The sequence below is a fragment of the Brumimicrobium salinarum genome, from assembly GCF_002844555.1.
GTDB lineage: Bacteria > Bacteroidota > Bacteroidia > Flavobacteriales_D > Crocinitomicaceae > Brumimicrobium > Brumimicrobium salinarum.
In genome coordinates this window covers 414313-439274 of sequence record NZ_PJNI01000001.1, presented here as the reverse complement: position 1 = coordinate 439274, position 24962 = coordinate 414313, and the positions used below count along the sequence as shown (strand labels likewise).

General features: G+C 34.7%; 17 protein-coding genes. 8 read left to right on the top strand and 9 right to left on the bottom strand.

Going from position 1 to position 24962, the window contains the following annotated elements:
* Window positions 1-212 precede the first annotated feature (212 nt).
* Window positions 213-587 carry a rhodanese-like domain-containing protein gene (locus tag CW751_RS01980; RefSeq protein WP_101333276.1) on the bottom strand — a complete coding sequence of 125 codons (375 nt, stop codon included), beginning with the start codon at window positions 585-587 and terminating at the stop codon, window positions 213-215.
* A gap of 126 nt (window positions 588-713) precedes the next feature.
* On the opposite strand from CW751_RS01980, the gene CW751_RS01975 reads away from it, so the two are divergent.
* The gene (locus CW751_RS01975; protein WP_205677766.1) at window positions 714-1643 is read left to right on the top strand and encodes a TIGR01777 family oxidoreductase; all 930 of its coding nucleotides are present in this window, start codon (window positions 714-716) and stop codon (window positions 1641-1643) included.
* On the opposite strand, the gene CW751_RS01970 is transcribed toward CW751_RS01975, so the two are convergent.
* Together CW751_RS01970 and CW751_RS01965 are read right to left on the bottom strand one after the other, a co-directional pair.
* Window positions 1640-3472: a sodium:solute symporter family protein gene (locus CW751_RS01970; RefSeq protein WP_101333274.1), complete on the bottom strand. Its 1833-nt coding sequence runs from the start codon at window positions 3470-3472 to the stop codon at window positions 1640-1642. The genes CW751_RS01975 and CW751_RS01970 overlap by 4 nt on opposite strands.
* A gap of 54 nt (window positions 3473-3526) precedes the next feature.
* Window positions 3527-4678, bottom strand: coding sequence for a hypothetical protein (locus tag CW751_RS01965; RefSeq protein ID WP_101333273.1), 1152 nt, complete (start codon window positions 4676-4678; stop codon window positions 3527-3529).
* A gap of 207 nt (window positions 4679-4885) precedes the next feature.
* Between CW751_RS01965 and bcp the strand changes: the two genes are divergently transcribed.
* The 4 genes from bcp to CW751_RS01945 all read left to right on the top strand — a co-directional run bounded on the left by bcp (window position 4886) and on the right by CW751_RS01945 (window position 9727).
* Window positions 4886-5350: a thioredoxin-dependent thiol peroxidase gene (gene bcp / locus CW751_RS01960; RefSeq protein ID WP_101333272.1), complete on the top strand. Its 465-nt coding sequence runs from the start codon at window positions 4886-4888 to the stop codon at window positions 5348-5350.
* 80 nt (window positions 5351-5430) lie between these two features.
* Window positions 5431-6468, top strand: coding sequence for a recombinase RecA (recA, locus tag CW751_RS01955; RefSeq protein WP_101333271.1), 1038 nt, complete (start codon window positions 5431-5433; stop codon window positions 6466-6468).
* A 253-nt stretch (window positions 6469-6721) separates the two neighbouring features.
* Window positions 6722-7522, top strand: coding sequence for an NAD(P)-binding domain-containing protein (locus CW751_RS01950; protein WP_101333270.1), 801 nt, complete (start codon window positions 6722-6724; stop codon window positions 7520-7522).
* 36 nt (window positions 7523-7558) lie between these two features.
* On the top strand, window positions 7559-9727 hold the full coding sequence (locus tag CW751_RS01945; protein WP_101333269.1) for a PKD domain-containing protein: 2169 nt from the start codon (window positions 7559-7561) through the stop codon (window positions 9725-9727).
* A 96-nt stretch (window positions 9728-9823) separates the two neighbouring features.
* On the opposite strand, the gene hemW is transcribed toward CW751_RS01945, so the two are convergent.
* Window positions 9824-10945 carry a radical SAM family heme chaperone HemW gene (gene hemW / locus CW751_RS01940; RefSeq protein ID WP_101333268.1) on the bottom strand — a complete coding sequence of 374 codons (1122 nt, stop codon included), beginning with the start codon at window positions 10943-10945 and terminating at the stop codon, window positions 9824-9826.
* 136 nt (window positions 10946-11081) lie between these two features.
* The gene (locus CW751_RS01935; protein WP_101333267.1) at window positions 11082-13394 is read right to left on the bottom strand and encodes a T9SS type A sorting domain-containing protein; all 2313 of its coding nucleotides are present in this window, start codon (window positions 13392-13394) and stop codon (window positions 11082-11084) included.
* Window positions 13395-13599: 205 nt separating this feature from the next.
* Here CW751_RS01935 and CW751_RS01930 point away from each other — a divergent pair, with 205 nt between their 5' ends.
* The 3 genes from CW751_RS01930 to CW751_RS01920 are packed head-to-tail and all read left to right on the top strand — an operon-like array spanning window position 13600 to window position 19146.
* Window positions 13600-14835: a hypothetical protein gene (locus tag CW751_RS01930; protein ID WP_101333266.1), complete on the top strand. Its 1236-nt coding sequence runs from the start codon at window positions 13600-13602 to the stop codon at window positions 14833-14835.
* A 4-nt stretch (window positions 14836-14839) separates the two neighbouring features.
* Entirely contained in the window at window positions 14840-15454 is a 615-nt protein-coding gene (locus tag CW751_RS01925) for a uridine kinase family protein (RefSeq protein WP_101333265.1), read from the top strand.
* 35 nt (window positions 15455-15489) lie between these two features.
* Entirely contained in the window at window positions 15490-19146 is a 3657-nt protein-coding gene (locus tag CW751_RS01920; protein ID WP_101333264.1) for a sensor histidine kinase, read from the top strand.
* Window positions 19147-19658: 512 nt separating this feature from the next.
* Here CW751_RS01920 and CW751_RS01915 read toward each other — a convergent pair.
* The 4 genes from CW751_RS01915 to CW751_RS01900 form a co-directional block, all read right to left on the bottom strand.
* Complete coding sequence (locus CW751_RS01915; RefSeq protein ID WP_101333263.1) at window positions 19659-20411, bottom strand: succinate dehydrogenase/fumarate reductase iron-sulfur subunit; 753 nt, start codon at window positions 20409-20411, stop codon at window positions 19659-19661.
* A 56-nt stretch (window positions 20412-20467) separates the two neighbouring features.
* Window positions 20468-22471, bottom strand: coding sequence for a fumarate reductase/succinate dehydrogenase flavoprotein subunit (locus CW751_RS01910; RefSeq protein ID WP_101333262.1), 2004 nt, complete (start codon window positions 22469-22471; stop codon window positions 20468-20470).
* A gap of 6 nt (window positions 22472-22477) precedes the next feature.
* Window positions 22478-23161, bottom strand: a complete 684-nt coding sequence (locus tag CW751_RS01905) for a succinate dehydrogenase cytochrome b subunit (protein WP_101333261.1) — start codon at window positions 23159-23161, stop codon at window positions 22478-22480.
* A gap of 232 nt (window positions 23162-23393) precedes the next feature.
* Window positions 23394-24950 (bottom strand): sensor histidine kinase, encoded by a 1557-nt coding sequence (locus CW751_RS01900; protein WP_101333260.1) that lies wholly within the window; start codon window positions 24948-24950, stop codon window positions 23394-23396.
* Window positions 24951-24962 lie beyond the last annotated feature (12 nt).

Sequence of the window (24962 nt, the reverse complement as noted above, 5' to 3'; positions counted from 1 at the left end):
ACAAACCTAAAAAGCTGGTAATATCTTTTAAAGAATAAGCTTTTCAGCCTATTTTTATTTCCAACATTACGTGAAAATGAATGAAAAAAATTAAAACAAAAAAAATCATTAGCACTATAAGAAGCACTAATGATTTTTCTATAATTTATTATAAAATTTGTTCGCATTGTTTTATTTCAAAGAGAAATAAAAATGAAACAAACAGATTATACTTAATCCCACTCTTCAATACCTTTATCAAGCTCTAAAACATACTTAAACCCAGCATCCTTCATATCATTCATTGCTGCTTTACTGCGTACACCAACGGCACAGTAAACTAAATACTTCTGATCTTTAGGCATATCTTCAAGCGCTTGTTTAAAATGCTCTCCGTTATAGTCCAACAACTTTGCACCTTCGATGTTTCCTGTTTCGTATTCTTCAACAGTTCTCACGTCTAATACAATAAACTCTCCACTTACTAGAGCTTCTTTAAACACTTCATTCGGTACACTTTCGAATCTTTCTACCGTTTCATTTTGACCAAATAAAAAGGAGGTCGAAATCATAAAAAAGGCAATCATTATTGTTAATGTAGTTTTCATAAAATCAATTTTAGTTCATTCAAAAATAGGCAAGTTCTGCTTTATAACCTATTCATTTACCATTTTTTTAGAAGAAACGAAATAGTAATTGTAATTTCGCGACCTCAATGATTGTTTTCATTATTGTTGAAAGAAATAAAAAATGGAGAAAAAGGTGGTCAAACGTATTGTTTTAATAGCTGGTGGTTCAGGCCTCGTTGGTCAAGAGGTAAAAAAGAACTCAATAAGTGCGGGCATGAGGTACGTATTCTAACGCGTCAAGAAAACCCACATCCTCCTTATTTTCATTGGAACCCAAAGAAAAAAGAAATTGATCGAGCAGCAATTAAAGGAGTTCAGGTCATTATCAATCTTGCTGGCGCTGGAATTGCAGACAAAAGATGGACTGAAAAACGGAAAGAAGAAATTTTCAATTCACGCATAAAACCAACGCAATTCCTTCATGAAACAAGTCAAAACATGCCTGCATTAGCACACTATATTTCTGCTTCAGGAATTACATGTTATGGTTTTGATGACCCCATAAAAATTTATAAAGAGAACGATGGTTTTGGAACAGACTTTCTATCTACTATTGTAAAAAGATGGGAAGAAGTTGCAGATTTATTTTCCCCTCAGCAAAAAGTTGCAAAAATAAGAACTGGAGTTGTATTGACCGAAAAAGGTGGAGCGCTTCCTAAAATTTCAGGAACCATAAAAAAATATGTTGGTGCGCCTTTAGGGTCTGGTGAACAAAAGATGCCTTGGATAACGTTGAAAGACATCGCTCGCATTTATGTTCATGCCGTAAACCACCAACTGGACGGAGCCTACAATGCTTCTGCTGCGAATATTTCGAATGAAAAATTAACTAGAAAAGTAGCTCATCACCTTAAAAAGCCATTGTGGTTACCAAAAGTTCCAGCATTTGCGCTGAAGCTTTTCTTGGGTGAAATGTCATCCATTGTGTTGGAAGGTGTACGCATCGATAACAGCAAAATACTAGATACTGGTTTCGAATTTAAACACAAAACCATCGACAAGGCATTGGCATACATTTATGATCAGGAAGATTAAAAGGTTTTTCCTTTAAGCCTTTTCCATAAATTCAAAAGTAAAAATGCTGCTGCCAGTGTGATGAGCAAAAAGATTCCAGCATTTTTATATTCCCCGTATATAAATTTTCCTGTAGTGAAAAGCGCACCATAGACAGCTATTGTTCCGACAAGTACAGCTAGTATTCCGGTAGGAACAGTCCACTCATCTTTATCTTCTACAAGGTCAACATTCTGTTCTTTTGCAGCTTTAATCACATTTTTCCATCCAGGCCCACCGGGTTGTGTTTTCTTATAGAAGTTAAAGAGCACTTCATTCTCTTCTTTTGGTGTAATAAAAGTAATGATTAACCAACAAGCTGTAGTGGTTAAAACTACGAAAGGGTATTGCATCCAAGCAACAAAAACCCCTTCTTGAAAAACGCCTTCTTCTGTATTTCCTCCAAACAACAAAGGACCAACAGAAGTAAAATTCACAAGAAGAGATATAATCCCAGAAACAAACATTGCTGTAATCTCACTCCACGCATTAATCCTTGACCAGAACCAACGTAAAATAAACACGAGTCCTGTCCCTGCTCCAAACATGATAATAATATCGAACAATTGTGTGGCATGATTTAACAACAACGCAATTAACGCACTAATGATCATCAAAACAACCGTAGATAGTCTTCCTACCCTAACCAATTCCTTTTCACTCGCATCCGCGTTGATGTGTTGCTTATAAAAGTCATGTACAATATAGGAGGAACCCCAATTCAAATGGGTGGATATAGTAGACATGTACGCAGCTCCCAATGAAGCCAGAACTAATCCTAACAGTCCAGCAGGAAGCATTGTGAGCATCGCAGAATAAGCTAAATCTTGACCTAATTTACTTTCTTCCACATTGGGAAATGCTTCTTGAATACTTGCTATATCTGGAAAAACAACTAATGAAGCCAAAGCAACAATAATCCATGGCCATGGACGTAAAGCGTAATGCATCACATTGAAAAAGAAAGTTGCACCCACTGCATGATTTTCATTTTTTGCTGCCAACATTCTTTGGGCGATATATCCACCACCACCAGGTTCTGCACCGGGAAACCAAGAGCTCCACCACTGAACTGCCAAAGGAATAATTAAAATACTAATAAACTTTTCTTTGTCGCTCCATTTAGGAATTAAATCAATTTTATCTTTAACATTTTGATGCGAAATTAACTCTGTTAAACCTCCAACTTCTGGCAAGTTCACCAAATAATACGCCGCACCGATAGAACCTGCCATAGCAACAAAAAACAAGAGGAAATCTGAGTAAATCACCCCACGAAAACCTCCAATTGCACTAAACAAAACCGTAATTGTTCCTGCAATTCCGACCACTTCATAAGAAGAAAGTCCGAGCATAACCTGTCCAATTTTAATTGCGGCAAGCGTTACAGCAGCCATAGCTAAAACATTGAAAGCCAATCCTAAGTAAATAGATCTAAATCCACGTAGAAATTTGGCTGGAGCTCCTCCGTAGCGCAATTCATAAAATTCCATATCTGTTTCAACGTTAGATCTTCTCCACAATTTCGCATAAACGAAAACTGTGAGTAATCCAGTAATTAAAAACGCCCACCAAACCCAGTTTCCAGAAACTCCGTCATTTCGTACAATATCTGTGACAAGATTAGGCGTATCCGTTGAAAAGGTTGTAGCCACCATTGAGAAACCAAGCAGCCACCACGGCATATTTCTACCCGATAAAAAGAATTCTGTACTATTTTTTCCAGCCTTTTTAGAAACCACAAATCCAATTGCAATTACTGCAAGAAAAATAATAATAATTATTCCGTAATCTAAGGCTGTTAATGTCATGTTATAATGAAAAATTCGATTACCCTATTATTTAAATCAGCAAATTAGAAACCTTTATTGTCTTAATGCATCATACCGCGACTTTAAATCCCGGTGAATTTTTTTCAAACGTTGAAATTCGGTAGTCGTTTGGGCTGTTAACTTTGAATTGTCTAACAATGTTGAATATTTCATTGCATCTTCCCAATTATCTGTATATGTAGCTGTAGCGAGTAGATTAATCAATATACCTTGTCTTACCTTATCATTAATTCTTGCTTTTTTATAAGATTCATGTTCACTTAGCGCCGATTTCCAAATCCCATAAGCTTGAGTTAAATTTTCATAAGCTTTATTTGGGTTATTATGAAGTTCCTTAAACCCTATTTGAGCCAAGATATTAGCTTCTTCTAAATCAGAATAATTATGGTTTTTATCTGTTTCCTTTTGATACAAATTGACGGTGTATTGCATTAATTGCGTTCCAAACTGACTATTTAATGTTCCATTAATATCAGTTGCGTGAGTTTTATAAAGGTTTTGCTCTTCGTTTTGTATCATTTCATAAAGTTTATTCTCCGCTTTGTATCTACTGGTAAACTTTTGTGTTTGCAACTGTTTATAACTTCTACTTGCAGGAATATTATTGCGATATGATTCACCGTTTGGAGCAACAACTTTTATACGCAGTGGATGTCTAACTCTTGTTGATGCACTAAAAATTGAATCTGTAACTTGAACACCATTTTTATTCCTTGTTTTAATGGTGTCTTCCAGTCTTATATTATCGTATTGAAAACCTTCAAAATAAATATTTACTTTGAGTCCGTTACCTTCACTTCTTTTCATACCATCAATTTTAATTCTGCTTTCAAACTCTGCAGTATTAATCATATATGGTATAACAGGAGCTTCAGGTAAAATTAATGTTGGTTCAACCAAACCTTGCGTAACACGTTCAACAATAGAAGCATTATTATAGCGGTCTAAAGCTTGTTGATACTCTTGTTTTCTTTTTTTTACTTCTTGAACATAATATTCTTGCTCACGAAGCGGTTGCTGTGCATATTCTAAATGTGCCACAGGCGTATATTCATTTACTCCTTTATGTGCAATGGGATTAATAGGCGTCCTCATTTTTTCAAATTGAATAGCTTTGTAACTTGGCCCACAACCATAGAGTAAAGACAATAAGATAATTAAAGTGATTCCAAAAAATAGTTTCATTACTGTATTCTAAAATTAAACAATGATTCAAAAATACAATTTTCATTCCTTTTATACATTCATGTTGTTGAATTAATATTTTTTATTATCTTAAATAAGAGGAAGTAAAAAAAATTAAGAAATATTACTGAAAAATGAGAATGATTAAAAAATCTTACTATATTTGATTAATATTTCGTCAAAACAATGTTTAAATAAATATCAATAATGACACATTTAGAAAAAGGAGATACAGCTCCAGCATTCACATCGAAAGATCAGAACGGAAATGAAATTTCTCTATCCGATTACAAAGGAAAAAAAGTAGCTTTGTATTTTTATCCTAAAGATATGACTCCAGGCTGCACTAATCAAGCATGTAACCTCAGAGATCATTACGAAGCTCTACAAAAACATGAAATCGTAGTTTTGGGAGTAAGTCCAGATGATGAAACGCGCCACCAAAAATTTATTGATAAACACGAACTTCCCTTTCCACTGATTGCTGATACAGAAAAAGAAGTTATTCAAGCGTATGGGATTTGGGGACTTAAAAAATTTATGGGGAAGGAATACGATGGATTACATCGTACGACTTTTTTGATTTCCGAAGAAGGAAAAATTCATGACATAATCAAAAAGCCTAAAACAAAGGCGCATGCAGAAGAAATATTAGAAAAATTCGATTTGTAATAACTTAAAATCAACATAATTTTTTCAGAACGTAAAAAGTTTACGATCTACAAACCTAAATTTGCTAAAAAATAAACGATATGGCAGAAACGAAAAAAGCGAAAGAAAAGTCAAAAGCGAATGATGATAAATTGAAAGCGCTTCAATTGACAATGGACAAAATGGACAAAACCTACGGAAAAGGTTCTGTAATGAAATTGGGAGACGGTGCAATAGTAGATGTCGAAGCAATTTCTTCGGGATCAGTCACACTAGACATCGCCTTAGGCGTTGGTGGCTTTCCAAAAGGAAGAATAGTTGAAATCTACGGACCTGAATCATCAGGTAAGACAACCTTGGCAATACATGCTATTGCTGAAGCACAAAAACAAGGTGGAATAACAGCCTTTGTTGACGCAGAGCACGCATTTGATCAATTTTATGCGAAAAAACTAGGTGTTGATACAGACGAGCTTATCATTTCTCAACCTGATAATGGTGAACAAGCATTAGAAATAGCTGATAATTTAATTCGCTCTGGAGCAATTGATTTATTAGTGGTAGACTCAGTTGCTGCACTTACACCAAAAGCTGAGATTGAAGGAGAAATGGGCGATAGTCAGATGGGACTCCAGGCGCGTTTAATGTCTAAAGCGCTTCGAAAATTAACAGGTTCTATAAATAAAACGGGAACATGTTGTATTTTCATTAACCAATTGAGAGATAAGATTGGAGTGATGTTCGGAAATCCTGAGACAACAACAGGAGGTAATGCACTAAAGTTTTATTCTTCTGTACGTGTAGATATTCGTCGCTCTAGTCAAATTAAAGATGGTGACGAGGTCATTGGTAACCGAACAAAAGTGAAAATTGTAAAGAATAAAGTGGCGCCACCTTTCAGAAAAGCAGAGTTCGACATTATGTACGGACAAGGTATTTCAAAGGTTGGTGAAATATTAGACCTAGGTGTTGACTTAGGGATTATCAAGAAAAGTGGTTCTTGGTTTTCTTACGGAGAAACACGTTTAGGTCAAGGACGAGATGCGGTAAAGCAAATCATAGCAGATAACCATGAAATGATGGTTGAGCTTGAAGATAAAATTAAAGAAGCTCTTGCTTCCAAAGAGGAGCAAGCGTAATTGCATATCGTTTATAAAAAGGTGTGGATTCGTTCACACCTTTTTTATTTTGAATCATGCGTTTACGATCATGCAAATTCTTATAAATTAACATCCTCAATTTATTATAATTGAATTTAGATATTGAATGTTTAACGCATAAAATACTTTTGAAAAAATAATCATTTAAAATCTGTCTTTTCAAATAAATCTATTAATCTCAGCAGTAAGTCACCGATATATTTATATGTACATATTAAATAAAAATAGATAAATGAAAAATAAAACTTTTGGTGTTGTAGGATGTGGATGGCTTGGATTATCAATAGCTGAAAAATGGGTAAATGATGGATATGTGGTTCACGGAACAACCACAACACCAGAGAAACTTAAACTATTAAATAGCAAAGGAATTGAAAGTCACTTTTTGACTAATCAAGTAAAACCTGAAGATTTCACTTGGTTGAAAAAACTTGATTTTCTATTGTTGTGTGTTCCACCATCTACGCTAAAAGAAGAGTATGCAAACTTTCTAGTGGATGTTGCTAGACGAATTCCAGCAGAAGCAAAAATTATTATGATCAGTTCAACTTCTGTATATGCAAATAAAAATCAAATTGCTATAGAAACAGATGAACTAGATGGGACTTCACGTAGTGCGCCCCATGTTATAGCAGCCGAAAAAGCCTTAAAAGATCTATTTCAAAAAAGGTTAACGATAATAAGGATGTCGGGATTAGTTGGTAAACAGCGTCACCCAGCAAAATACATGTCAGGTAAAGAAGTTTCAGGTGGAAATGAACCTGTTAATTTAATACACTTACAAGATTGTATTGGCGTGATTGAACATGTGATAAAAAACAACTCTTGGAATACATCCATTAATGCTTCTACACCTCATCATCCAAGTAAAAAAGAATATTACACTTCAATAACAGAGGCATTAAACATACCAGCCCCACAATTTAATGGCAAGCCTCAAAAAGGAAAAACAATCAGTAATGACTTGTTAATCAACACCTACAAATATACATTCATTCATACGAATTTATATAATCTCCCCTTTTCAAAATAGGGCATGAATTTTGATTTTCGTATTTTTGAACTGTAAATGAAGTTATTAAAATACATATCATTCGTACTCTTTCTTTTACCTTTAAAGGTTTATGCATCCCATATTGTAGGTGGTGAAATGTACTATGATTGTTTAGGGAATAATCAGTATCGGGTAACAATTAAGATTTACAGAGATTGTAACAGCAACGGAGCTGAATACGATAATCCTTTACTTTTAGGTGTTTTTAAAAAAGAAGATTATTCACGTGTAAAAACCGAAACTATAAGTTATCCTGGTAGCGAAATTCTACCCGTAATTTTTAGTAATCCATGTGTTTCTCCTCCTTCAGACATTTGCGTACAAGAGGCAATTTATACAAAAACAATTACGCTACCTCCACTAGAAGAAGGTTATATTCTAACGTATGAAAGATGTTGCAGAGGTCCTGATATTGTCAATTTATATAATCCGGGAAACCAAGGCCTTACACTTCTTACTGAAATTCCAGGAACAAATAGCGGCATTAGTTGCAACAGCAGTCCTCGCTTTACGAATTATCCTCCGCTTCTACTTTGTAACAATGAACCCCTAATATTTGATCATTCAGCAACAGATCCAGATGGTGATGAGCTTGTTTACGAACTGAGCACTCCTTTGCACGGTGGATCAACATTTGACCCTAAACCAAACCCTCCTAATAATCCACCAATGAATTATATCGTTTGGGAAAATGGTTTTTCTGAAACAGTTCCCTTTGGGCCTTCAGGTTCAATTTCTATTAATCCATCAACAGGCGAATTAATCGCTGCACCAGATTTAATCGGTAAGTTTGTGGTTGGTGTTACTGTTAAAGAATATAGAAATGGTGTGCTGATCGGACAAACTCAACGAGATTTTTTATTTACAGTATTTAATTGCGAAATTGATATTCGCGCCGAAATAATACCACAAGAAAACTTACCTAATTATGAAAGTGTATGCGACGGATTGACCATTAACTTTGAAAACAATAGTACTCCAGGAAAAAATTATCTTTGGGACTTTGGTGTACCAGGAACATCTACAGATACAAGCACGGACGAAAACCCAACATTTACCTTTCCTGAAGAAGGGGTGTATACAGTTACTTTAACAGTTAATCCTGGTTGGTCATGCGCAGAAACTACAACACAAGAGTTTGAAGTTTATGAATCAATTAGTTCGTTTTTTGATCAACCTGATGGACAATGTTTTAATGGTAATTCGTTTGATTTTCAAGGCGAAGGAGACTACAAAAGTGACGCAACATTTTTGTGGGAGTTTGGTCAGAATGCAAACCCAACAACTGGAACCAACGAGACCATGAATAATATTGTATATGATACAACAGGTGCTTTTCCTGTCAATTATACAGTCTTCTGGAAAGATTGCAAAGACACATACACCGATACAGCAATTGTTTTCAAAGAACCTAAAATTAATTTTGGCGTTTCAAACGAAATATTTTGCCAAAACCAGGCGGTAAATTTTATCGACAGCAGTTTTGCGCAAACAAAAATTTACTATAAATGGGACTTTGGAGATGGTAATACATCCACTGCACAAAATCCTGTTCATTATTATGAAAACATAGGTGTCTATGATATCGATTTAACAATTACCACGAAGAGAGGATGCGAAAGAACACTTAATATGAGCAAAACTGCTCTTATTGAAGTTTATCCTTCACCTATCGCCGATTTCTCAATATCACCACAGGAGCTAACTATTTTTAACTCTGAAGTGGAAATTATTGACAACAGCATTGATAGCGATCTTCATTATTATCAGCTAACTCCAGAAGCAGATACCACACAAAGAAACTTAAAGTATCATTTTATTGAAGGTGGTTATCATTATCCGTATCAGGTGGTGAGTAATAGCTATGGTTGCATCGATACGGCAATTCGTGAAATATATCTTGAACCATATACCACAATTTATGTTCCCAATGCCTTTACTCCTGATCAGCGGAAATATAATGAAGTGTTTAAACCTGTTGTTTATGATGTTACTGACTATACATTTGAAGTGTATAATCGATGGGGACAAAAAATATTTTCAACGCATAACACTAAAGAAGGTTGGGATGGAACCTATAAAAATAAAATTGCAAAGGATGGTATTTACGTGTACCGTATAAGATATACAAATCACCTTGGAATTGGAGAAAAGCACCATGGTCATTTTAGTTTATTAAAATAATCTGAGTAAAGCGTATTAACTTATCGTCTATTTCAATCAATATATGTATTCACCTAAAGGTTTAAACTTATTAAAATTAAGATTGGTTTTAATTTTCTATTCGATAAATAACATTGCCGCAACATAATCAGCTTGTAGCTTCCCTTTATCAGTTAAAAACAGTGAATTGGAAGTTTCATAGAGGAGTCCATCATTTTTAAATTGTTCTACTTGTTTTTCAAATTCTTTAGTCGTGCAATGTTTAAATTTTAAAGCATTGAGATCTACCCCCCATTTAGTTCTTAACCCAGTGAGTAAAAGTTCATTAAACTGGTCTTTCGGTGTTAGTATTTCTGTTTCAAAGTAGTCTTCTCCTCGATTAACTCCTTTGATGTACAGCTGATTATTCGCAACATTCCATCTTCTACTTCCTCCGTCGAAAGAATGAGCAGAAGGACCAATTCCAATATAATTAACGTTTCTCCAGTAATTAGCATTGTGTTTTGAAAATGCTTGATTTCTAGCAAAATTAGAAATCTCGTATTGTTCATAACCTGATGATGCTAAAACATCCACCAATAATTCAAATTGATTCGCTTGGTCCTCTTCTCCAACAAGTGGTAGTTTTCCTTTTTTAATCATCTGATGAAGAGCGGTTTTTTTCTCCACCGTAAGACAATATGCCGAAATATGTTCAGGCCTTAAGGCAACAAGTTTTTTTATGTTTGAGGTCCACTCTTGAAGTGAACGATTAGGCAAACCATAAATTAGGTCAACTGTTAAAGAAAAACCAGCAGTTTTGGCTTGTTCAACAGCTTTAACTGATTCTTCAGCAGTATGAGCCCGGTTCATCCAGTCTAAATCGTCTTGTAAAAATGACTGTAGCCCTATACTTAATCTATTTACACCAACATTTTTCCAATTTTTTAATTGTTCGGGATTTATATCATCAGGATTAGCCTCTAAAGTAAATTCAAACTCATCGCTAATGTCATAGTTTTGATGTAAGGACTTGGTAATTTCTGACAGTTCATTAAATGTTAATAGTGAAGGCGTTCCTCCACCAAAATAAACCGTTTCTATAATTTGATTGTCTAGCTCAGCTTTTCTTAAATCAATTTCCGTTTTAATGGCATCAATCATCTTTTGTCGGTAAGCTGTAAATGTTGTACTAAAATGAAAATCACAATAAGAACATTTCTGCTTACAAAAAGGAATATGAACATATATACCAGCCATTTTGCAAAGATAGGTTTATTTTAAAGATATAAAAAGACCTCCAAATTGGAGGTCTTTTTAAGGTATTATATAACACTTTGAGAAAACTGAACAATTAGTCATTCAATAATCATGTATTGTAAATTTTATACAAATACTATTTAACTATTAATTTTTTAACCACTCGTTGACTTTCATTTTCAATGGTTAACATATAGATCCCTGAAGACAATTGTTCTTCCTGAACCAATATCTTATCCTTATTCGAAGCGTATACATTGATAACCTCCCCTGTTATATTAGACAATGTTACTGTTTTTTGACCTTCGATATTGGTTTCAACAGTAAATGAACCAGAAGAAGGATTAGGGTAAATATTTATTGATTGAGATAAATCATCTTTTTCTAAACCAACATTATCAATACAAAAGTTGTAACTAGCTTCACTTCCAAAATCTGCATCCTGTTCTAATAGTACGGCCAGCACCTGTCCATCTGCGCGTTGTGTTAAAGTCATACTTCCACTTTTGTTACAGTTAGTATAGGTACTACCATTTACACCATCACCTTCGGTATCATATAAAATTAGCTCATAACATCCATTTGATAAACAAAACTCTTCTTCTACAACAATTCCATCTGGAAATGATGGAGTATAGTTATTACCTTCATAAATAATAACTCCATTTTCGTCTTTCAACTCCCAAGAACTCTCAGATGCCCAACAATCAAGGTTGAATTCAAAGTCGGCGATTAACCCATCTGTTTTTGCTTCAAAATTAGCACTCATAGTATTATTTGTCGGATCTTCGTCTGTTGTTGCATTAGGATTAATAATTTCAATGGAAATAGTATTGTTGCCATTTACGTTAAACATCCATGGAAGTTGGACTGAAGTAACAGCATACGTATTCAGGTTCCCCGTCCAATCGTAAGTTTGATACATTGCTCCATTGTAAGAATATCGGACTGTAAATGAAGTTAAATTATTACTTCCTGCATTTACAACATCAATTACTGGGTAAAAACCTGTAGTACATAAAGCATTATCATAACCATCTATTTTAGTTATTTTGGCGTCCACTTCAAAATTAGAACCATAAGGGTCATAGCCTTCAATTTCTGAGCTTCCCGTATTTCCAGGGTCTAACCAATGTTCTAACTGTCCGTCATTATTACTTCCTGTAGGATTCCACGAGTTAAAAACTCTTCCATAAAAATCATTTCCTCCACTAGAGTTTGGCCCTGAACACCCAGCATTTCCACCCCAAAGTTGACCAATAATTTGGCCTGCATCATTGAATAAAGGAGAACCTGAGGATCCGCCTTCAGTGGTGGTGTTTCTATCCCATTCAATTCTCCAAGTCCCATTCGGGTCACTTGTTGTTCCTCCAATTGTAAAGTTTGATGGTGCTGGAGCATCGTCTTCAAAGGAAATTTTCTTAATGTCTCCAGCAGGATGATGAATACTCAATGCAGCACTCGGAATTGTATTACTTCTATCCCAACCCGCAAAAAATGGACTGTATGATTGGGGTATCGTTCCGTTTTGCAATCCAGCTGTAATTTCCATTAACCAAAAATCTGATTTTAATCTTTTCGCCCTAGATTCTGCTCCTGTAATTGATTGAAATGAAGGGCTAGAACTTGGATTATTACAATCATCTGCCTGCCAATTAAATCTAAATATGGTACTCGCATAATTACTACTATAACAATGGTTTGCAGTAAGCACATAAGGAGTTCCATCAAAATTGGTGTTGTTTATGAGTGCTCCCGAACAAAAACTTGTTCCCCCTACAATAACCATAATAGCACTATTTCTTTGACTTATATAAGGAGATCCATCTGGACAATTTACATTCATATTACAGCTACCTGAACTTCCAAAACTTTTGGCATAAAGTTCTTGTGCTGATCGGTATCCATGAGTTACTGCTGAAATTTCAATGTTTCCAAGATTGTTTGCATTATATGCAGGAACATAGTATTCAACAATAATTTCGTCACCTGGAATTAATTCCGTTCCAAGCTCACCTTTGTATAGATGTTTTTGTGTAAAGCTACCTAATATAAAACTTTGATCTGGGTTAAAAACGTATAACTTATTACCGTTTGGAATTTCAGTATTAGAAAAAATAAGGTTCATGGTTATGGCTTCGTTCGAAGAAACTTTTAATAACCAAACACGATCTCCATTTGCAAGGGTTTTCCATATCCCTGAATTATGCAAAGTTAGCGATGTATTGTTTTTATAACCAAATCGCCAAGGTCCCGTTTTTAATTCGTCATTGATGCGGTCTTCTGCACGAAGAGTAGCAACATCTGGTGTTTTAAATGATTGTTCTGGAATTTGAATATTACTTTTTAAGAGCTTTGCATATCCTTGAGGTTGTCCTCCGTCTCCCTGCTGGGAAAAACTAAGAAGGATTGAAAACACAAAGCCAAGGAATATAAATATTTTTTTCATATAATTTTTAATTAGTATAGTATTTCCAAAAATACAAAAAATTGCTAATTGAATAAAACGTGTTGAGTTAATGGTGCCTTATTTTGTTCTAATGGAAAGTTTACTAAGCGATTAAATATCGAATTATGTTAATTTTTTAAAGCAAGAAGTATAAAAGCATTTAATAATTCTGTATTTTTAAATTTTAACATAAAAATAGCCATTCATGAAAAAGATTATTTTTTCCACTTTTTTGACAATATTAATTGCTCCACTTTTTGCTCAAAATGAAATAGAAGTAACTCCAGGTAAGTTTCCCTTTGAAGAAATTGTGGAGTGGCCTGGAAAAGGTACACTTATTTTAGGAAGCGACCCTACAGAGAGAACGAGCGAAATTAACTTTAGCTTATTGGATATCAAAGGAGAAATTGCATGGAACAGATCTGTTTATCCAAAAAGTGAAAACACCCACCTTATTGTATCGGGAATGTCAGACTATATCTATTTTGTTGATGATCTTGAGCCTGTAAAAAACAAAATTAGATACAACCAAGTCAATCAAAGTGGTAGCATTACTCCAACAAAATTTGATCTACTTGCGGTGATTAGGAGTTATAAATACACTACTCCTTCCGATTTAATAGTAAAAGAGATTGTAAATACGCCAAAATCACTAGTTTTTCATTTGCAATTACCTGTTAAAGATAAAGGAATTTTTGAAAACTTTTTTGTTTCTATTACACATCATAACAATCGTGTTTATCACTATCAAGGACCGGTATCAGATATGGATCTCCTCAAAGACGGAAAAGAAAGTGAGCTTATTTTTGAAGGGGCTGACGAAAATAGAATTAGTTTTTCGCGCTATGAATTTTCAGATGGTAAAAACCATACGCGGAGTTACTCTTTTACGCCAAAAGCTGAACCAATTGCCAGAAATACCATTACACTTAAAAAATTCGATCCTATTGTTTCTACTTTTCAGAATGTGTCTTTAAATGGAAGTTACTACATAGACCAAGAAAACAATTCTCGTCGTGAAATTCAAGGAAAAGGCTTGTTCTTGGAGGGGAAATATTTTTATTTAGTTAATGATCAGAAAGAGAGGTGTTTAAAAATATATGGGTTAAATGAAGATGGAGAATATGTAGTTTTAAATGAGTGTACCAATCCAGCAGAAGAATCTAGAAGATATAAAGCAAATCTTACAATTGTACCAATGAAGCACAGGGTTATAATTCACAGCACAATAGATGATAAATCAAGTAGTTTTGAATTAACTTCATCGGGTGTAAAAGTGATTCCGTCATTTCCATTAAACATAGATTTACTTCAAAAAAACCCAAGTTCTTTTAAAGTAGAAAATAAATCTACTAAATTTGTGCACTTTATAGACAATGTTCCTTACTTCTATGATTCATCAAAAATAGGAAAGGGCAATAAAGTTATTTTTAAGCAATAATGTTATGGTAATTGGAATTTGTGGTGGGAGTGGCTCAGGAAAAACAACCTTATTGAATCGTTTGGCTGAACACTATTTAGGTTATAAACCATCGGTATTTTCCATGGATAACTATTACAAACCAATTGAAGAGCAACAGCTAGATGCCAATGGGAAAGTAAATTTTGATTTACCAACAGCGTTAGATAAGGAACGCATGGTAAAAGATCTTAAGCGCTTAATTAGCGGAAAAAGTATTGAGGTTTTCGAATACCAATTTAATGCGGGTAATAATAGAAATGTACTTATCACCATTGAACCTTCCGAATTGCTCATTGTAGAAGGTCTTTTTGTTTTTGAGTATGAAGAAATCAGGCAATTATTAGACTTTAGCATTTTTGTTGATGTTGATCCTGCAATTCAATTAGACAGAAGAATATATAGGGATCAAGAATCAAGAGGGTATACACGTGCCGATATTATTTATCAATGGGAGAATCATGTTATACCTTGTTACAATGAGTTTCTAGCGCCTCATGAAACAAAAGCAAACTTTATTTATCATAACGATAGCCGATCAGAAAATGACTTTGTTCGCCTTACAAATGTGCTAGAGTCAAGCCTTCCTAAAGAAAAATAGCGCAAAATCATTGAAAATACTTAGTTTTGTTTGTAATGAAATCCATTCCAAATAATTTACGCTGGCTCATCGTAGCATTTCTAAGTATTCTACTTTCTTGGGTAAGCTACACTCTTTTTTATCATACGGATTCCACAAAAGAACACGCACAATTTCAAAAAGAGTTTTACGATTTAGAGCGTAAACAACTTGCTTTTAAAACAGCCCTAATTGAAGCTGTTGAGAATAGACCACTAGAAGAAATATGGAAACTTGAAGAGCTATACGAAAGTGAATTCTTAGTTCATATTTTTAAATCAGATTCTTTAGTATATTGGAACTCTAATCACATTAATATCAATTCAACTTTTGTAGGTAATTATACCCATTTTCTTGGTAAATTTTCAAATGGATACTATTTAGTTGATCAATTTGAAGCACTCGATTTAAAGGTCTTCGTTAGTAGTAAGGTCAAACATACCTTTTTCTATGAAAATGACGCTTTAAGAAATACAATTACCAAGCATTTTAGCACAACAAATGAGGTATCTATTGATTGGGAAAAAACACCTCAAAATCGTCCTATTTTATCAAAAAGTGGCAAAACTCTTTTTTATTTAACCATACACAATGAAAAAACGATAGGAGCCTTCCAACAACTGGTCATTTTTTCACTCTATGTTTTTGGAATCATGGGGATCATTATTTTTCTTACCCAATTATTATTGCCAATTGCAAAGAGGAATACAATCATTTTAATTTTATACCCAGCTATTTTATTACTCATACGGTATTTATCCATCTATTTTGGTTGGATTCAGTTGTTTAAAGATTTTGAACTTTATGATCCTATTTTGTACGCAAACAGCAGTTTAATTCCCAATCTAGGTAGTTTAATCATTAGTTTGCTGTTTGTTTTTGTATCTGTTTGGTGGATTCTTCATTTTTTCAATCATTTAAAAACGAAAGGTAAACTAAATACAATATTGTTATTGGGGTTATACCTTGGTCTATTAACCTACTCCCTATTTATTAGTTATATTTTTGAGTCTTTAATTGTAAACAGTTCCATCTCTTTGGTGCTAGATAAGGTGTTTTCACTATCACTCTATTCTATCATTGCTTTGATAATCATAAGTTGTTTATTTTTATCTTATTACCTAATCATTCGCCAATTGAGCTTGAAACTTGTTCAATCTGCAATTCCACTAAATCAACTCGCTATATTTTGGTTTGTCACCGGTGTTCTTTTCATTCTATTAGAGGTTCTATTTTTTAAGAACAATATTTTTAATGCACTTTGGCCAGTTTTACTCAATGCACTATTCTTCTATTTATCGACAAAAGAAAAGCGTTTAAATGCAATTAAGTATCATATTGCGATTGTAATTGTTATTGCATTTTACGGTGCAATAATTCTATTTGAAAGCAATGAGTCAAATGAGCATCAAAAAAGAGAACTGTATGCCAATCAACTAATAACTGATCAAAACCCAGCTATGGAGATTGAGTATGCTGCCACAATAGATAAGCTTATTGAGAATCCCGAGTTCTATCAATTGGTTTCTGGAAAAAACTATTTTACAGCTCCGAATTTATCGCTTCAAATTGAAGACTGTTGTTTTGGTCCATATTGGGAACGCTATGAAATTAGTTTTTTCTTTTTTCAACCTGATGGCACACCACTATTGGATTACATCAGTAATCAATCACGTACAAAGGAAGAGATCGTGCATTTAATTGATGTTCATGCCAAACCTTCTTCTATTGCAGACGATTTACATTTTGTTACCGATTATTATGATCAGTTAAGCTATATTGGACGCCAGCAAATTACACGGTCTGATTCTACCCAATTGGATTTTTTCATTCTTTTTAAATCCAAGAAAATTCCTGAACAAATTGGTTTTCCACGGCTTTTGATGAACGAAAAGTCTTATGCATTACAAAATTTAGAAGACTATTCAATTGCACGCTATTCTAACAACCGCTTGGTGATGCGTTTTGGAAGTTATAACTACCCCACTTCTATGGAGTTATTTGATGAAATGACCAATGAGAATTCTGGTTTCAAAACCAAAAATGGGATTAATCACCTTATTTATCATCAAGAAGACGGACAATCCGTGGTGATATCAAAGCCGGAGAAACGTTTTATTGAACAGTTAAGTACCTTTTCTTACCTTGTTTTGTTTTTTGGTCTTTTCGCTTTGCTTATACTTCTATTTTTTAATTGGAGGTCTATATTTCCACTTAAAGGTTTACAATTATCTTTAAAGGTTCAGATTGTTTTAATTGGAATGGTAGTCGGATCTTTTGTTATTTTCGCTGTTATTGCCATTCAAAACGTTACCAATCAATATCACGTTTATACCCATGATAATTTAAAGGAAAAGATTTATTCGATACAAAAAGAGATTGACAATAAAATTGGAGATAAAGAAAACCTCTTGAAGAATCAAAACAGTGATTATATGAATTATGTTTTGAAGAAATTCTCTAATATTTTTGTTACAGATGTTAATTTTTACACCACAGACGGTAAACTTTTTGGAACATCACAAACAAAGCTTTACGACAAAGGAATTAGCACGCCACAAATGAATAGTCGTGCATTTAATGCAATGAAATTTGACAAAAGAAGTGAGTTTATTCATCTCGAAGAATTTGGAGAACTTTCTTTTCTTTCTGCGTATTTACCATATAAAAATCATGAGCGGAAACTCATCGGTTATATCAATTTGCAACATTTTTCTAAGCAAAATTCCTTTGAGCGACAAATGAACGAATTTATCGTTGCTATTATTAATATTGCTGTCTTATTATTGGTACTCACTGTTTTATTAGCCATCTTGGTGTCTGGATGGATAACCGTTCCTTTACGCCTTATCCAACAAAGTTTTAGCAAGGTAGAACTAGGAGTAGAAAACAAGCCGATTGCTTATCATGCAGATGATGAAATTGGAGCTTTGGTTAAGGAGTATAACAACAAATTAAAAGAATTGGAGCTCAAAGCAATGCAATTAGCACAAAGTGAAAGAGAAACTGCGTGGAGAGAAATGGCTAAACAGGTAGCGCATGAAATAAAAAACCCACTAACCCCCATGAAATTAAGTGTGCAGCATTTCCAGCGTTCTTTTGATGTCAACGACCCGAATGCAAAGCAGAAATTGCAGCGTATCGTGGATTCTTTAGTAGATCAGATTGATGGATTAACAAAAATTGCGAATGAATTTTCTAATTTTGCTAAGATGCCTAAAGCCAATGAAGAACGCCTAAATTTAGTTCCACTACTCCATAATATTGTTGATTTATATTCCTCAAAAGAAGTGAAAATAACGCTCCAAATAAAGGGTAAAAAAGAAATATTTGTCTTCGCTGATAAAGATTTAATTTTACGCGTTTTTAATAATCTAATTAAAAATGCTATTCAAGCGACTGTCGAAGATGATATCGCTGATATCAAAATAGCTATCACTGATGAGGAAAAGTATTATATCATTTCAGTAGAAGATAATGGGGTTGGAATACCCGATGAAACCAAAAAGAAGATGTTTTCACCAAATTTCACTACCAAAAGCACAGGTTCTGGTTTAGGTTTAGCAATGGTAAAACAAATTATCACCAATCATAATGGCGAAATATGGTTTGAATCAGAAGCAGGAAAAGGAACTACCTTCTATTTATCAATTCCGAAGGTTGAAAACGAATGATGAATGATGAAATCGTTGGCTTGAAAAACACCGTTTAGACTGATTTAGCCCGAATTATTCACCAATCTTAAAGTTTAAGAGTATTAACATCTGTAAGTCAGTGCTTTAACTGTATTTCCTGTAAAATTTGAGAAACCCATTTTTGGGTATTTGTGTATTTGTAAGATTTTGATTTAATTTTGATCTATTCGTCGTTACAAGCCCCGCGAAATATACATATATTACTTTAGGTCTTGTGCCTAGAATAGATTTAAAATTAAATGCATGAACCGAGCCTGCGAGCTCAACGACTAAAGGAGTTAATAATCCGGGTTAGTTAGCTTCCCAATAAACAGTCTTCGAAACATCAATATTATTTTCTTGACAAAACCCTTCGGAAAACAACAACTTTTATATGTGGAACGAATCCAAATTAATAGCATTTTAAGCTTTTTTTGATCACTACGCGAAGCAAAACCATAAAAAAAAGGAAGCCTTTCGACTTCCTTCTAATATTTTTGATAAACCTAAAGTTAGTGTTTAACAGCAGATTTTGCTTTAATTAACTCACGGTTCATTCTTGCGATGTTTTCAAGTGAAATTCCTTTAGGACATTCCGCTTCACATGCTCCAGTATTTGAACAGTTTCCAAATCCTTCAGCATCCATTTGTGCAACCATATTTTGAACACGGTTTGAAGCCTCAATTTTACCTTGTGGTAATAATGCATATTGAGAAACTTTAGCTGAAGTAAACAGCATTGCTGAACTGTTTTTACACGCCGCAACACATGCTCCACAACCAATACATGTTGCAGCATCAAAGGCCATGTCTGCGTCTGCTTTTGGAACAGGCAATGAGTTAGCATCTTGTGTGTTACCGGATGTATTTACAGAAACATAGCCTCCTGCATGCTGAATGCGGTCAAATGCACTTCTGTCAACTACTAAATCCTTAATAATTGGAAATGCTTTTGCTCTAAAAGGTTCGATGTAAATTGTGTCGCCGTCTTTAAAACTACGCATGTGCAATTGACATGTAGTAACTCCTCTATCTGGACCGTGAGGCTCTCCATTAATGTGTAAAGAACACATTCCGCAAATACCTTCACGACAGTCATGGTCAAAAGCAACAGGAGCCTCGTCTTTTGCAACCAGACCTTCATTCAAAACATCGAGCATTTCTAAGAAAGACATATCCGGTGAGATATCGCTAATTGGATATTCCACCATCTGTCCTTTATCGTCGGCGTTTTTTTGTCTCCATATTTTTAATGTCAAATTCATATCTCTAATTTTTTATTGTTGATTGAGTCAGTTCTACACAAACTCAAAAATACATTTTATTTATAGCTTCTAGTTTTAAGTTCAATATTCTCATAAACTAGATCTTCTTTATGAAGAATAGCATCTGCAGGGTTTCCTGTATATTCCCACATTGCTACATACTTGAAGTTTTCGTCATCACGTTTTGCTTCACCTTCTTCAGATTGTGACTCTTCACGGAAGTGTCCACCACAAGATTCTTCTCTCAATAAAGCATCTTTAGCGAATAACTCTCCAAGCTCTAAGTAATCTGCTACTCTTCCGGCTTTTGCCAATTCTTCATTGAATTCAAATCTTCCTCCAGGAACGCGAACATCTTTCCAGAATTCTTCCCGCAATGCTTTAATTTCCTCAATTGCAGAAGTTAATCCTTCTTTGTTTCTTGCCATTCCACATTTGTTCCACATAATCAAACCTAACTTTCTGTGGAAAGTGTCCACTGAAGTTGTTCCTTTATTGTTGATTAAGTGCTCCAAACGATCTATTACTTCTTTTTCTGCTTCTTCGAAAGCTTTATGGTCTGTAGAAATTGGACCCGTTCTAATGTCATTTGAAAGATAATCACCAATTGTATATGGTAATACGAAATAACCATCAGCTAAACCTTGCATTAATGCAGAAGCTCCTAATCTGTTTGCTCCGTGATCAGAGAAGTTCGCCTCTCCAATAGCATATAAACCAGGGATTGTAGTCATTAAGTTATAATCTACCCAAATTCCTCCCATTGTATAGTGAACAGCTGGGAAAATCATCATTGGCGTTTCATACGGATTCTCATCAACAATCTTCTCGTACATTTGGAAAAGGTTACCGTATTTATTCTCAATAACTCCCTTTCCTAATTTCGTAACAAGTGCTTTGTCGTTTTCGTCTAATCCTTGAACGTGAGCAGTTTCTTTACCGTATCTTTCTATCGCTGAAGCGAAGTCAAGGTAAACAGCTTGACCGGTTTGGTTTACACCATAGCCAGCATCACAACGTTCTTTAGCAGCACGTGAAGCAACGTCACGAGGTACTAAGTTACCAAAGGCTGGATAACGACGCTCCAAATAATAATCTCTGTCTTCTTCTTTAATTTGAGTAGGTTTTAGTTTCCCTGCTCTAATAGCTTTTACGTCGTCCATGTTTTTAGGTACCCAAATACGACCATCGTTTCTTAACGACTCCGACATCAATGTCAGTTTAGCTTGCAATTCTCCTGCAACAGGAATACAAGTTGGGTGAATTTGTGTAAAACAAGGATTGGCAAAATACGCGCCTTTTTTGTGTATTTTCCATGCAGCAGAACCATTACTTCCCATTGCGTTGGTAGACAAGAAGAAAATGTTACCATATCCTCCAGAACCTACAACAACAGCATGTGCACTGTGACGCTCTACTTTTCCAGTTACTAAATCACGTGCTATAATTCCACGTGCTTTTCCATCAACGATGACAACGTCTAACATTTCGTGACGATTGTACATTTTGATTTTTCCACGACTAATTTGACGGTTCATTGCAGAATAAGCACCTAATAAAAGTTGCTGTCCTGTTTGACCTTTTGCGTAGAAAGTTCTTGATACAAGCACACCACCAAATGAACGGTTGTCAAGCAATCCACCATAGTCACGAGCAAAAGGAACTCCTTGTGCTACACATTGGTCAATAATGTTTGCAGAAACCTCAGCCAAACGATAAACGTTTGCTTCTCTAGAACGGTAATCTCCACCTTTTACTGTATCGTAAAATAAGCGGTAGATAGAATCACCATCCCCTTGGTAGTTTTTCGCTGCGTTGATTCCTCCTTGCGCCGCAATCGAGTGCGCACGTCTTGGTGAATCTTGAAACGCAAATGCTTTTACATTGTACCCCAATTCTGCCAACGTTGCCGCCGCAGAGCCTCCAGCCAAACCTGTTCCAACAACAATTACGTCAATCAAACGCTTGTTGGCAGGGTTAACTAAATTAATATTGTTTTTGTGTTTCGTCCATTTATCTTTTAACGCACCACTTGGTATTTTTGCATCTATTTTTGTCATAATCTCCTAGTTTAATGTGGTTACATAAAGTGAAATTGCAATCAGGATAAATCCTAAAGGAACTGCAATTGAGTAAAATACTCCAAATTTCTTTAATCCATCAATGTACTTGTTGTTTTGTCCCATCGACTGAAAAGCCGAACCAAAACCGTGTAGCAAGTGCAAAGCCAACAAACCAAAAGCAACTACATAAGCAATTACTCTTGCTGGGTTAGCAAACTTGTGTAACAACTCTTCGTAATATCTGTACTCTCCGTTGTGCATTCCCGACATATCTCCAACGATATATTTGGTATTGATTTCTGGAAACCAAAAATCAATAAAGTGAAGCACTAAGAAAGCCAAAATCACTAATCCTGAAATTGCCATATTTCTTGACATCCAAGAAGAGTTTGCACCTCCTTTATAGTTTTTGTAAGATACTGGTCGAGCGGCTCTATTTTGCGTTTCGAGGTACATTCCCATAACGAAGTGGAATACCACTGCAAAAATTAATATGGGTTGAGCCAGAAACTGAACTGCTGGATTCGTACCCATAAAGTGCGATAACTCGTTGAAAGTATCGGGACTAAAAACTGCTGTAATGTTAATAACAAGGTGTTGTAATAGGAAGATCATAAGGAAGAGGGCCGATAAAGCCATTGCAAATTTCCTACCTACCGATGATTTAAATAAACCAGATTTGCTCATAATTTTTTATAAATTTCAATTGTAACAAGCAAAAATAAAGGTTAGTTTGATTAAATGCTCATATTTCGGCTATTTAGAATTGATTTAGATAAGAATATGTTAATGATTAAGGTTTAATTGTACATGTTGAATGACTAATTCTTAATGTTTTAATGGTTAAACAGTAAGAATTAACGCTCCGTTAACCATTAAACCTCAAAAACTAATCTTTAAAATAAAAACCAATACCAGATTAAGCTGATAAAATTATCCTAAAAGTTGTTCCCTTTCCTACTTCCGAATGCAAAATCTTCAATCTTCCTTTGTGATATTCGTGAATGATTCTTTTGGCGAGTGGCAAACCTAATCCCCATCCGCGTTTTTTGGTCGTAAATCCAGGCTCGAAAACGGTACGTTGTTGAGATAAAGTCATCCCTTTTCCATTGTCGGAAATGTCAATAATAACTTGACCTTGATTTCTGGTAATTGAAATATCAATCTTACCTTTTCCTTCCATGGCGTCAATTGCATTTTTACAGATATTTTCTATCACCCATTCGAAAAGTGCAGCGTTATGAGGAATGTTGATTTCATCATCTGATGTGGAAAAAGTAAGTTCAACTTTTTGAGGAAATCGGGTTCTGAAATAATCCAAGAAATGTTGTGTTGTATGCACAATGTCGAAATCTTTCAGTTGTGTACTCGCGCCAATTTTGGAAAAACGATCGGTTACTTGTGAAAGACGTTTGACATCTTTATTCATTTCCGTAGCGATGTCTTTGGTGTTATCCATTCCTTCGAGGAGTTGCACCCACGCCATTAACGAAGAAATGGGTGTTCCTAATTGGTGCGCTGTCTCCTTGGCCATTCCCGCCCAGACTTTGTTTTGTTCTGCTTTTCGGAAAGTGCTAAAAATGATGTATCCGATGAAAATAAACAAACCTATAATCAGAAATTGAATGTAAGGGAAGTACTGTAGTTGCACTAATTCTGGACTATTGGCATAAAAAACGTAACTCACCTCGTCCTCAGAAAAATGAATTTTAATGGGTTCGTTTTCAGTGGATAACTCACTCAATTTTTGATTTAATTTTACGCTATCGAGTTCTTCTTTAAGTAAATTTGAAGCAAGCACATCTTGTTGAAGGCTATCTGTAAGAACAACAGGCACCAACTCAGCATTTTCGATGAGCTCTGTATTGAAAGCTTGAATAAGTGAATCTCTTTCTTCCTCCAATCGAAGGATATTTCTTGAATCATTATAAAAATAAGACATGAATAAATCGTCGTAAACTTCAATGGTAAATGAAGGATTGATTTTCTCCCAGCTGTAAGCCAATTTCACCAATGAATCAGAAAATAATGCTTCAATTTCTAAACTGTCTTTTTCAGGAAAATCGTTTTTTAATTCTTCTTTGGTCAAGGAAATATTGATATACGTTGAAACTACATCTTCTTGATCTAAAACAATCACTGGAATATCATCATTGCGGTTGATAATTTTCAGCGGTAAATCATAAGATTGTTGATTTTCTAAAGAAGTTTTACGAGAAATCTCTTTAGTGGCATCAATCCACAATTGCATTTCATTGAGTTCCTTTTTTCGGAGTTCTTCAAATGAATTATTGGTTAAACGGACCAATTCTGCTCGTTTTTTAATGGCATCAGCCCATTGCGTAACACGTTCTCGTTCTCGTTTAGCAACTTCATTCACAATTTTGTTGGAAGCAAACAAAGAAGCGCCCACTAAGATAATCGCAACAAATAGCAAGGCGATTTTCCACTTTTGTTTATTTGAATAGAGTTTCATGAATTGGGTTTT

Coding starts and splice junctions, on each gene's coding strand:
- CW751_RS01980 (WP_101333276.1), bottom strand. CDS start 587: ATGAAAACTACATTAACAATAATGATTGCCTTTTTTATGATTTCGACC.
- CW751_RS01970 (WP_101333274.1), bottom strand. CDS start 3,472: ATGACATTAACAGCCTTAGATTACGGAATAATTATTATTATTTTTCTT.
- CW751_RS01965 (WP_101333273.1), bottom strand. CDS start 4,678: ATGAAACTATTTTTTGGAATCACTTTAATTATCTTATTGTCTTTACTC.
- bcp (WP_101333272.1), top strand. CDS start 4,886: ATGACACATTTAGAAAAAGGAGATACAGCTCCAGCATTCACATCGAAA.
- recA (WP_101333271.1), top strand. CDS start 5,431: ATGGCAGAAACGAAAAAAGCGAAAGAAAAGTCAAAAGCGAATGATGAT.
- CW751_RS01950 (WP_101333270.1), top strand. CDS start 6,722: ATGAAAAATAAAACTTTTGGTGTTGTAGGATGTGGATGGCTTGGATTA.
- CW751_RS01945 (WP_101333269.1), top strand. CDS start 7,559: ATGAAGTTATTAAAATACATATCATTCGTACTCTTTCTTTTACCTTTA.
- hemW (WP_101333268.1), bottom strand. CDS start 10,945: ATGGCTGGTATATATGTTCATATTCCTTTTTGTAAGCAGAAATGTTCT.
- CW751_RS01935 (WP_101333267.1), bottom strand. CDS start 13,394: ATGAAAAAAATATTTATATTCCTTGGCTTTGTGTTTTCAATCCTTCTT.
- CW751_RS01930 (WP_101333266.1), top strand. CDS start 13,600: ATGAAAAAGATTATTTTTTCCACTTTTTTGACAATATTAATTGCTCCA.
- CW751_RS01925 (WP_101333265.1), top strand. CDS start 14,840: ATGGTAATTGGAATTTGTGGTGGGAGTGGCTCAGGAAAAACAACCTTA.
- CW751_RS01920 (WP_101333264.1), top strand. CDS start 15,490: ATGAAATCCATTCCAAATAATTTACGCTGGCTCATCGTAGCATTTCTA.
- CW751_RS01915 (WP_101333263.1), bottom strand. CDS start 20,411: ATGAATTTGACATTAAAAATATGGAGACAAAAAAACGCCGACGATAAA.
- CW751_RS01910 (WP_101333262.1), bottom strand. CDS start 22,471: ATGACAAAAATAGATGCAAAAATACCAAGTGGTGCGTTAAAAGATAAA.
- CW751_RS01905 (WP_101333261.1), bottom strand. CDS start 23,161: ATGAGCAAATCTGGTTTATTTAAATCATCGGTAGGTAGGAAATTTGCA.
- CW751_RS01900 (WP_101333260.1), bottom strand. CDS start 24,950: ATGAAACTCTATTCAAATAAACAAAAGTGGAAAATCGCCTTGCTATTT.